Annotated in this window: 10 protein-coding genes; 6 read left to right on the forward strand and 4 right to left on the reverse strand. The window is 63.9% G+C overall.

Translation table 11 applies throughout. The annotated features are described in order from the left end of the window. On the forward strand, positions 1-254 hold a 254-nt coding region (locus ACPCUW_RS34895), incomplete at its 5' end, for a nitrilase-related carbon-nitrogen hydrolase (protein WP_423429659.1). 15 nt (positions 255-269) lie between these two features. Here ACPCUW_RS34895 and ACPCUW_RS34900 read toward each other — a convergent pair. After that, on the reverse strand, positions 270-2,588 hold the full coding sequence (locus ACPCUW_RS34900) for a helix-turn-helix transcriptional regulator (protein ID WP_423429660.1): 2,319 nt from the start codon (positions 2,586-2,588) through the stop codon (positions 270-272). Between the two features lie 256 nt (positions 2,589-2,844). Between ACPCUW_RS34900 and ACPCUW_RS34905 the strand changes: the two genes are divergently transcribed. From ACPCUW_RS34905 to ACPCUW_RS34925, 5 genes are read left to right on the forward strand one after another with little or no spacing between them, the layout of a single operon-like run. Then, positions 2,845-4,176 (forward strand): aromatic ring-hydroxylating oxygenase subunit alpha, encoded by a 1,332-nt coding sequence (locus ACPCUW_RS34905; protein WP_423429661.1) that lies wholly within the window; start codon positions 2,845-2,847, stop codon positions 4,174-4,176. Next, positions 4,173-4,700 carry a 3-phenylpropionate/cinnamic acid dioxygenase subunit beta gene (locus ACPCUW_RS34910; RefSeq protein ID WP_423429662.1) on the forward strand — a complete coding sequence of 176 codons (528 nt, stop codon included), beginning with the start codon at positions 4,173-4,175 and terminating at the stop codon, positions 4,698-4,700. The genes ACPCUW_RS34905 and ACPCUW_RS34910 overlap by 4 nt, the downstream gene beginning before the upstream one ends. Then, complete coding sequence (locus ACPCUW_RS34915) at positions 4,697-4,903, forward strand: dihydrodiol dehydrogenase (RefSeq protein ID WP_423429663.1); 207 nt, start codon at positions 4,697-4,699, stop codon at positions 4,901-4,903. Before ACPCUW_RS34910 ends, ACPCUW_RS34915 begins: the two co-directional genes overlap by 4 nt. 52 nt (positions 4,904-4,955) lie before the next feature. Then, positions 4,956-5,777, forward strand: coding sequence for a 3-(cis-5,6-dihydroxycyclohexa-1,3-dien-1-yl)propanoate dehydrogenase (hcaB, locus tag ACPCUW_RS34920; RefSeq protein ID WP_423429664.1), 822 nt, complete (start codon positions 4,956-4,958; stop codon positions 5,775-5,777). A gap of 15 nt (positions 5,778-5,792) precedes the next feature. After that, positions 5,793-6,692 carry a LysR family transcriptional regulator gene (locus ACPCUW_RS34925; RefSeq protein WP_423429665.1) on the forward strand — a complete coding sequence of 300 codons (900 nt, stop codon included), beginning with the start codon at positions 5,793-5,795 and terminating at the stop codon, positions 6,690-6,692. A gap of 3 nt (positions 6,693-6,695) precedes the next feature. On the opposite strand, the gene ACPCUW_RS34930 is transcribed toward ACPCUW_RS34925, so the two are convergent. The 3 genes from ACPCUW_RS34930 to ACPCUW_RS34940 are packed head-to-tail and all read right to left on the reverse strand — an operon-like array spanning position 6,696 to position 9,259. Continuing rightward, positions 6,696-7,325 carry a non-oxidative hydroxyarylic acid decarboxylases subunit B gene (locus ACPCUW_RS34930; RefSeq protein WP_423429666.1) on the reverse strand — a complete coding sequence of 210 codons (630 nt, stop codon included), beginning with the start codon at positions 7,323-7,325 and terminating at the stop codon, positions 6,696-6,698. Next, positions 7,322-7,792, reverse strand: coding sequence for a hypothetical protein (locus ACPCUW_RS34935; protein ID WP_423429667.1), 471 nt, complete (start codon positions 7,790-7,792; stop codon positions 7,322-7,324). Before ACPCUW_RS34935 ends, ACPCUW_RS34930 begins: the two co-directional genes overlap by 4 nt. 45 nt (positions 7,793-7,837) lie before the next feature. Continuing rightward, complete coding sequence (locus ACPCUW_RS34940; protein WP_423429668.1) at positions 7,838-9,259, reverse strand: UbiD family decarboxylase; 1,422 nt, start codon at positions 9,257-9,259, stop codon at positions 7,838-7,840. Between the last annotated feature and the right edge of the window lie 388 nt (positions 9,260-9,647).

Genomic DNA, 9,647 nt, shown 5'->3' on the forward strand with positions numbered 1-9,647 from the left:
TGCGGGCACGCGCCCTCGACTCCGGATGCTGGATTCTCGGGTGCGATCAGGCCGACCCGGACGCCACCGGGTTGTCGGTGGACCCGAAGGTTCCGAGCGGCATCGGACGTTCTGTCGCCGTCGACCCGCTCGGTCGTGTCGCACACCGGCTCGGGGCCGAACCCGGCCTGCTGGTAACCGAGATCGATCACGACTCGGTGATCCGAGCGCGAGCAGCGACAGGGGTGCTCGCCAATCGCGTGCCACTGGGTTGAGCGACTGCGCCGCGGTCAGCCGCGAATACCGGCGAGCAGCACGGCTACCTGAGTCCGGGAGTTCACGCCCAGCTTGGTGAAGATGTGCTCGACGTGTGTCTCCACTGTCCGCGGCGCGACGACCAGCGCCTGCGAGATCTGCTTGTTCGTCTTCCCTTCGGCCAGCATTCGCGCCACTTCGGCCTCGCGTGGTGTCAGCCCCGCCAGCAAGACCTCCTCGGAAGAGCGAGGCTCCCGTTGTGGCTCCTCCTCCCCAAGCGCATAGCAGATGGCCCGCTCGGTGCCTAGTCGAGCCCCCTCGGTCAGTTCCGCCTCGAATTTCCTCGCACCCAATCTGTTTCGTGCCGTGTCCGCGGCTCGTTCGGCCCAGGCGCGAAGTTCGAATCCGCCCGGATAGTCGCCGAGTTGCTTCCATATGCTGCGGGCCGCGCCCATCAGACGAGCCGCCCGCACGTAGTCGTGGTCGTCTGCCGCCACCCAGGACAGCATTTCCAGTACCACAGCGATTCCGAGTGCGTCATGAAACGGACGCTTGCCGGCCAGCGCGTCCCGCAGCAGCGTATCTGCCTGCTCGTTTTCGCCACGCATCCAGCGCGCCAGCCCCAGAAAGGTCGAAATCCACGACAGCAGCCAGTGTTCGTCTTTCGCGATACACGCCTGGCGGCACTGTTCGAGGACCTTCAGCGCCCGATCCGGCTCCTGCCTCCGGCAGTAGGCCCAGCCCAGCTGCTCGAGGGCGAGCACATGGAGCAGACTCGGCCCGCCCGCGGCTTCCATGGCCGACCCCTGCTCAATCAGTTGCATGCCGAGTGCTGTATTTCCGAGATTGTGTTCGGCGACACCGCGAAAGTGCGTCGCATGCGCGAGGTTCATCGAATCCCCCAGTTCCTCGGCCAGCGCCTGGCTGTTTCGCAACAATTCCAGCGCAACCACTGCTTTGCCCTCCGCGACCGCCAGATAGCCGTTGGACCACAGTGCCGCGGCGCGCTCGGAGCTGGGGCTGCGATCGGATGACAGACAGCGATCCAGCCAGTGGCGGCCTTCTCGTTGACGACCGCATCCGATCCAGTACCAGAACAGCGCGGCAGCCATTCCCAGAGCGGTGCGACCGCCCGAAGGATCCGCGAGCAGTGAATCGAGCACAGCCTGGAGATTCGCGTGCTCGCCACGCATGCGTTCGACCAGTTGCTCCTGTCGAGGCCCGAACCATCCGGCGTCGAATTCCTGGGCCAGCCGCTGGTAGTACCTGCGGTAACGGGCCACGATGTCGGGCCCTTCTATCCGCTCATGAAGTTTGCGCAGTCCGTACTCGCGAACCGTTTCCAGCATGCGGTAGGTCGGTGTGCCGTCGTTCGGTTGCTGAGCCAGCAAAGATTTGTCGACCAGCGCCGCGATATCGTCGACGATCGATGCGCGCGGCAGGTCCGGTCCGCTGCAGATACATTCTGCAGCCTGCAGGTTTACCGGACCGGTGAATATCGACAGCCGCTCCCAGAGCAATCGTTCACGCGCGGAACATAATTCGTAGCTCCAGTCCAGTGTCGCCCACAGCGACTGTTGGCGCGGGGCGGCGGAGCGGTCACCGGCACCGAGCAACCGGTAGTGATCATCGAGACGATGCAGCAACTCTCGCGGGGACAACGCCCGCATGCGGCCCGCCGCGAGTTCGATCGCCAGCGGCAGACCGTCCAGGCGCCTGCACAATTGCTCGATCTGTTCGGCATTGTCCGCTGTGACGTCGAATCCGGGAGCCGCGGCCGCTGCCCGCTCGGCGAACAGCGTGACCGCCTCCGACCAAGCCGCGCCGCCGGCGTCCTTTGTCGTTCCCGGCGCCCGCACCGATAGCGGCTGCACATCGAAGACATGCTCACCTGCCACACGCAACGGTTCCCGGCTGGTGGCCAGGATCCGCAAATCCCCGCATGCGGACAGCAGATTTCGTGTCAGCACCGCGCTCTCGGCGAGTACATGTTCACAATTGTCGAGGATGACGAGCATTTCCCTGCCGCGAAGATAGTCGATCAGGGCGGCGACCACATCGTGCTGATGGGTGGTGACACCCAATGCCTGCGCGACGGACAGTGCCACCAGATCAGGACCTGCCACCTCGGCGAGCTCGACCAGCACCACTCCGTCGGCGAACCCACGCTGCGCCATGCGCGCTACGTGTACTGCGAGCCGTGTCTTGCCGACACCGCCGAGACCGGTCAAGGTCACCAGCCGCGAACCAGCCAGGAGCCGACGCACCTCCACCGTTTCGGCCGTACGCCCGACGATACTGTTCATCTCCACCGGAAGGCCCGGCATCCTGAGCGGAATGGCGGCATCGGCCATCAAATCACCTCGACGTTCCAATAGGTGCCATCGACAATAGCCATCCGAGCGCCGGAGAACAGGCGCTTTCACTGCCTTCCGGCGACGTTCCGGCATCCGGACCGAGCGCGTTGGCAACGCGGCGCGGGCCTCGTACCGTACCGAAAATTCCGCAGGATGCACTACGAGGAGACAGCACGTGTTCGATCAAATGATCAGATCCGATTCCGGCGGCCGAATCACGACATCACGGTCTGCCGCGGAATTTTTCCGCACGGTGGAAAGCGACCTGGAGCAAGGAATTGTCTCGCCGCGGATCTACAACGACTCGGAGCTCTATTCCTACGAGCTGGACCGCATCTTCGCCCGATGCTGGTGTTTCGTCGCTCACGAGTCCGAAATTCCCATGCCGGGTGACTATGTTCTTCGCTACATCGGGCAGGACCAGTTCATCGTCGTTCGTGACGAGGACGGTGAAGTCCGCGTCCTGTTCAACAAGTGCACGCACCGCGGCAGCCCGGTCTGCCGCGTGGAAAAGGGGAACAGCTCCCACTTCCGCTGCCCCTATCACTCGTGGTTGTTCAAGAACAATGGTGAATGGAGCGGAGCACCGTACCGGAAGAAGGCATACAAACACCTCGACGCCGGCTCCTGGGGGCTGGTCGCCGCACCACACGTCGATTCGGTGCACGGACTGATCTTCGCGTGCCTGGATCCCGCCGCACCGACACTCGACGAGTATCTCGGCGGCATGCGCTGGTATCTGGATGTGCTGTTGGGCCTGGACCCCAAGGGCATACGCGTGATCGGCGAACCACACCGCTGGCGGGTGCCTGCGAACTGGAAATCGGCTGCGGACAACGTCATGGCCGATGCCTATCACGTTCCTTCGCTTCACCGTTCGGCCGAAGAGGTCGGAATGTTCCCGAATATCGAAGCGGGCGGCGCCGGCCCTCAGGGCGTCTCCCGGCATGTGTTTTTCGATGAAGGACACGGAATGATAGTCAACGACGGGTTCCTGCCTCCCCCGTGGCATCGCACCGGCTTCCCGCCCGAGGTGGCCGAGAACTTCCGGCTGGACCACCTCACCGACGATCAGCGCCTGTTCGTCGAAAGCCACTCCGCCACAACATTCCTCATCTTCCCCAACCTCGGGTTGATTCGAGTTCCCGCCTCGCCGCATCCGGATGCTCCGCCGATGGTCTTCACGTATCTGCGGCTCATGCAGCCGGTGCGGCCCGGCACCATGGAGAACTGGAACTGGACCCTCGGCTGGAACAGCGCCCCGGAGCAGTTCAACGAGGACGCCTACGTGGCCGGACTGAGCATGCACGGCCCCGCGGGCATCCTCGAACAGGACGACCCGGTCGCCTGGGCCGGCGCGCCGATAGCCGGCAAGTCGGTCTTCGCCCGAAAAAGCGGAATGCGCTTGAACTTCCAACTCGGCCTCGACGGTATGAGCGACTACGGCGAGGACCCGAAATGGCGTTTCCCGGGCCGGGCGACCACCTCCGCTCTGGGCGAGGCACCCCAGCGCGCCTTCTATCGGCGCTGGCTGCGCGAGGTGTCGACCGAGGATCGCGCCGCGGAACAGGAGAACCACCGGTGACCACGACGCCCGCCACCGCCGCGCCTCGCGACATTGCCGACGAATGCGCTGACTTCTTGTTCCGGGAAGCGGAGTATCTCGACCATCGGCAATTCGATCGCTGGCTCGACTGCCTTTCCAGCGAACTGATCTATCTCATGCCGATCCGCGTCACCCGTGGACCGGAATCACGAGACGTGGAATTCTCTCCCCTGGGATTCCACATGAAAGAGACCTACGCATCGATGAAAATGCGGGTCTCGCGACTGGCCACCGAACACGCATACGCGGAGGACCCGCCGTCACGAACACAGCGGTTGGTGACCAACATCCGGGTCGCCCCCCATGAAGACCCCGAAAAATTCGATGTGGCAAGCAATTTCATGTGCTACCGCAGTCAGGGCGATGGCGTCGAATTCGACCTCATCGTCGGCGAACGCTTCGACGTCCTGCACAAGGGGCCGACGGGATGGAAGCTCGCGGCTCGGACGGTCCATCTGGCGCATACGACGCTCGTGACCGCAAATCTCGGGATATTCCTGTGAAACCGCTACGCCTGAGCAACGAGTTCGCCGAAGTGACCCTACGCATCGTCGACACCGGCAACGGGGAACGGCTCGAGATCGCTTCACCCCGTCGCGGCACCGATATCCGACTCGATCCGGTCGTCTTGGAAGCCCTCACCTGGCAGAGCCGCGATGCCTTCACTCGAATGCTGGAAGGCTCCATCGGCCCCGCGAACCCCTGAATCACACTTCCGGCCCCGGATGCGGGGCCCACAACCACAGAAAGAGGTCGAAATGAGTGAGGGTTGGCTGACCGACAAGGTCGTACTGATCACCGGCGGTGGCACCGGTATCGGCCGCGCCGTCGTCGAACGCTTCGTCGCCGAAGGCGCGCGGGTAGGGGTGCTCGACCGCTCGGACGAAGCCATCGCTGATCTGCGCGCGTTGCCCGCAACGAATGTGGTTGCGACGCAAGGCGATGTACGCAGCCTGGACGATCACAAACAAGCCGTCGCCGACACCGTCGAACAGTTCGGCCGCATCGATGCCCTCGTCACCGTAGCCGGAATCTTCGACTATTTCGTCTCGTTGGAGTCGATCGCGGAGGACCGGATCGACGCGGCATTCACCGAGATGTTCGACATCAACGTCAAGGGCTCGCTGCTGGCGGTGAAAGCCGCACTGCCCGAACTCAAATCGACCCGAGGCAACATCGTGCTGACCATTTCCAACGCCGGCTATCTGCCCGGCGGTGGCGGCCCGTTGTATACCGGATCCAAGTTTGCGGTCCGCGGCCTGCTCTCGCAACTGTCCTTCGAACTGGCGCCCGACATTCGTGTCAACGCGGTAGCTCCCGGCGGGACCGTGACGCCGTTGCGTGGGATCACGGCCATGGAGTCGGGCAACCAGCGCCTGGTCGATATGCCTGATCTACCCCGGCTGATCCGGCAGACCAACCCGCTGCAGGTCGCCTCCGAGCCGGGCGACCACGGATGGGCGTATGTATATCTGGCCTCGAAGGAGCGCACCAAATCGGTGACCGGATGTGTGATCCATTCCGATGGCGGATTGCACAGCCGTGGACTCGTCCCGCTGGGCGGCGAGCTGATCTCGTAACGTCTCCTATCAAGCATGGACCTGCGTCAGCTGCAGTACTTCATCGCGGTCGCGGAGACCGAGAACTTCACCCGCGCCGCACAACAGGTACATGTCGCCCAATCGGGCGTCAGCGCCCATATCAAGGCGCTGGAACGTGAACTGGGCCAAGCACTTTTCGAACGGCGGCCGCGAGCTGTGAAGCTCACGGCCGCCGGCGAGGCCTTGCTGCCTCATGCCCGTGCCGCCATGAACGCGCTGGCGGCGGGGAGAGCATCGATAGATGCACTGACCGGGCTCCTGCATGGTCACGTTGGAATCGGCACGATCACCTCCATTTCCCCGCGCAGCATCGATCTGCCCGAAATTCTGGCTTCCTTCCACCGCCGGCATCCAGGCGTCGACATCACGCTGGTCGAAGACACCGCCGCATCGCTCCTTGCCGGCCTCGCCGAGGGGAAGCTCGATGTCGCCTTCACCAGCCTCATCGAGGAACTGACCGGTGACGTTCGCACGCGGGAATTGCACACCGAACGCGTCGTGGCCGCGTTGCTGCCGACCGATCCGCTGGCGCGCGAGTCACACCTACCTCTGAGCGCCTGCGCGGAGCGCCTTCTCATCGCGCTGCCCGAGGGCTCAGGCCTGCGGCGTCAACTCGACCGCACCCTGGCCCGCGCCGGCGTCCGCGCTCGGATCGCGTTCGAAGCCGGTGACCCCGATGTCCTGGTCGCTATGGCGGAAAAGGGGCTCGGCATGGCGTTGGTTCCGGAATCGGCGCTGCGACACAACCAGCGGCTCGTCGCGGTCCCGATCCCGGAGCTTCCCCTCGGCCGGCTCGGAGTGGTGTGGCGCAATCTGAGCGTCGTGGTCCCCGCCGCCCGCGTGTTCGTCGAACACACGGTGCGGCAAACCGCCGCCCGACAGACCAGCCGGTAATGCTCAACCGGCCGCGGGCTCTGCCCCGACAGGCGATTCCGACCGAGCACGGCGTGCGGCATGCAGTCCCGTCCAGCGCCGAGCCTGCGGTGCGTCCAGGTCGAATTGGTCCAGGATCCGCGTGACAATGTGGTCGACGATGTCATCGATGGTCTCGGGACGGTTGTAGAACGCCGGCATGGGCGGCACGATGCGTGCACCCATGCGGCTCAGCGCAAGCATGTTCTCGAGATGGATTTCGCTCAGCGGCGTCTCTCGCGGTGCGAGGACCAGCCGGCGCCCCTCCTTGAGCACCACATCCGCGGCCCGGCAAATCAGATTGTCCGCATGCCCGTGCCGGATCCCAGCCAAGGTACGCATACTGCACGGCACCACGATCATTCCGGCCGTGCGAAACGAACCCGAAGAGATCGCCGCACCCTGCTCGCCGAACTTGTAGGTGACATCGCTCAACGCGGCCACATCCCGCACGGAATAGCCGGTCTCGACCTCGATATTGGATCTCGCCCACGTACTCATGACCAGATGTGTTTCCACCCCGGCCATCGCGTGCAACGTCTCCAGCAGGCGCACGGCGAACGGCGCCCCGCTGGCTCCGGTGACACCGACGATCAACCGCATCGGTTCGCTCATGGCCGCACCCGCCCCTCGTGCATCTGCTCCAGCTGCGTCAGCACCGCTGAGCTGCGCCGCCAGTCCTCGTGCTCGGCCAGCGCCGCGGTGGTGTGAAAGGTCAAGGGCTGCATAGGGATACCGATATCGTCGCGTTTGTGCTCCACCACTGCGAACAGACCGCCGAAAAGGCCGTCCTGCTGCAGAGAGGCCGTCAGTTCCAATTTCATGTGATGGCATGTTGTGTCGTGTATCGCGAGCAACGCGGCCCGGCCGGACCGCCGCAGATTCGCCTGCGTTCCGGCGCCGGCCACGACGGCCGTCAATGCCTGCCCGTCAGCGGTGGGCTCAAGTTCTGATCGGGACAGCAGTGCGGTGTGCGGAAAACCCCGCCGGTCCACCGACAGCAACGGATAGATCTGTTCACGCACTCCGATGGTCGGGTAGCCGCGCAGCAGCGCGACAACCTCGGCAGGTAGTGGCATCATGTCGGGACCTTCCTGTGCGACACGGTGGACGGCGGGGGGGATGTATCAGAGGGAAAGCGCGGACTTCCACCGCTCGCGGATTTCCGCTCGATACGGTTCATCGAACCGATTCGCACGCGGGTAGGAGTCCTTCCATGCGAACGGTTTACAAGCGTCGATGAGCACGATGCCCATCGACATATCGCCCGACTCGCGCTTGGCTGGAGCCAGCCTGGGATCGATGGCCGTGGTGGGCGTCCGTAGTACATGAATGGATTCCCCGGGATCGACCCGGGTGAACATCGCCCACAGCACATGGTTGATATCGGTGATGTCGATATCGTCATCGACGACGACGAAGTACCGCTCCATGCCGCCTGTGCGTTTGCGGCCCGCGGCAGCCAGCAACGCGTGCATGGCGTCGCCAGCACCGGTTTGCTCGATGGAAATCACCATCATCAACTGGCGGGCGTAGGCCCACACGCCCCGAATATTCTGCACGCCGGATGCCTCGAGATGATCCCAGGTCACCGATGCCGAGTACAACGGAACAGCCTGATCACCGGCAGGCACGGTAGGAATCATGGGTGGTGCGCCGAGAATTATCGGATCATTGCGATGCATGACTCGGTTGACCCGGACCACGGTTTCGTGACCGGCGTGGGTGAAATATCCGGTCCATTCGCCGAACGGCCCCTCCATCACCGACTCTTCCTCAACTGGCGGCATTTCCCCCTGAATGACGATTTCCGCGTGGGCCGGAATCGGGATATCACTTCCCGGCGCATACAAGATTTCGACGCCCTGGCCACGGAGCCCGCCCGCCACGTCGTATTCGGAAACACCCGCCGGCGCCGCGATCGCGGCAACTGTCGAAAGAATCGGATCCGACCCCACGACAACCGCGATGGGACAGGCGACGCCGCGATCCCAATACTTCTGCGCGATCGCGCGAGCATGCCGGTTGCCCAACATCCACAAAGACAGCCGATCCTTGCCCTGGATGCAACCTCGGTAGGTGCCGACATTGACCCAGCCCGTATCGGGGTCCCGGGTGATCACCATGCACGCCGTGCCGATGTAGCGGCCGCCGTCGCCGTCGTGCCAGCGGGGAGCGGGAAACACCGTCAAGTCGACATCCGCACCCTCCATGACGTTTTCGAGAACCGTGCCGGAGGAGACCTCCACGGGAGGAATCGGCTCGATCTGCTTGCTCAGATCTTTCCAGGCCCGGATTATGTCCATCTTGGAGGTATCGGCCGGCAGGCCGAGCGCGACCGCGCACCGCTCGGCCGTGCCCATGAAGTTGGTGAAGACCCGATAGCCGGGAGGGTAGCCCGGAATATTGTCGAACAGCAGCGCCGGCCCTTCCTTTTCGGCCATGAGCTCAGTGATCGCGCCGATCTCCAAATCCCAATCGGCCCCCTCGACGAGCCGAACCTCCTGATCACCCAGCTTTTCGGTGAGATTGTCGATGTAATGGCGCAAGTCGCGAAACAGTGTCATATCGAATTCGGACGCTCCCGTAGGCGCGACCTTTCCCTTCCGTTGGTTCGAGCAATTCGGCTCCGGAAACCGACGGCGAAGAATTCGTATCCGATTCGTTTCGCCTACAACGAGTTTCGTCCGGCGGCGGCGACAAGTCCAATATCTGGAACTGCTGGGCGCCATCTGGAAATCGAATAGCGGCTCGACGAGTCGTATGGGATCGGGAGGCCGACCACGCACTCGACGGGGCGCGCCCCTACTGGGATCACCATGGTGCTGACCGAGCTCGTCGAGCAGCAGCATTCGACGGGGAAGCGCTCACCGGAAGCTGCGTGCGCGCCGTCATACGCCATCGAGCAGCTACCTCGCTCATGGCCGCCGCCCCGGG

Source organism: Nocardia sp. AB354, from assembly GCF_049538315.1.
GTDB classification, from domain to species: domain Bacteria; phylum Actinomycetota; class Actinomycetes; order Mycobacteriales; family Mycobacteriaceae; genus Nocardia; species Nocardia nova.